1 protein-coding gene is annotated in these 306 nt (G+C 39.5%); it reads left to right on the top strand.

All coding sequences use genetic code 11. From position 1 onward, the window contains the following. On the top strand, positions 1-306 hold a 306-nt coding region (locus tag BFP75_RS10270), incomplete at both ends, for an IS66 family transposase (RefSeq protein ID WP_165776576.1).

A 306-nucleotide genomic window follows, 5' to 3' on the forward strand; every position in this document is an offset into this window, starting at 1 on the left:
TATTGCCCATCTATTAAGGCATTTGAACTATCTCAATGAAAAATACAAAAAGCATCCCTGGTCCATGGACTTCAAGAAATTCTTGTGCAGCGCATTGGAATTAAACCGACGCTTCAATGAGCAAGATGATGATTATGTTGCCAATAGGAATAAAATAATCCGTTCACTCTCCGAGCAATTGGAAAACCCTCCCGATAAAAATAAAAAAGAGCTGTTTACTTTCTATAAGCGAATGTGCCGCGATAGAGAGCAACTTCTTGTCTTTCTGTTCCTCAAGAACGTGCCTCCAGACAATAACACTTCGGA

The sequence above is a fragment of the Maribacter sp. 4G9 genome, from assembly GCF_002742265.1.
Taxonomy (GTDB): domain Bacteria; phylum Bacteroidota; class Bacteroidia; order Flavobacteriales; family Flavobacteriaceae; genus Maribacter.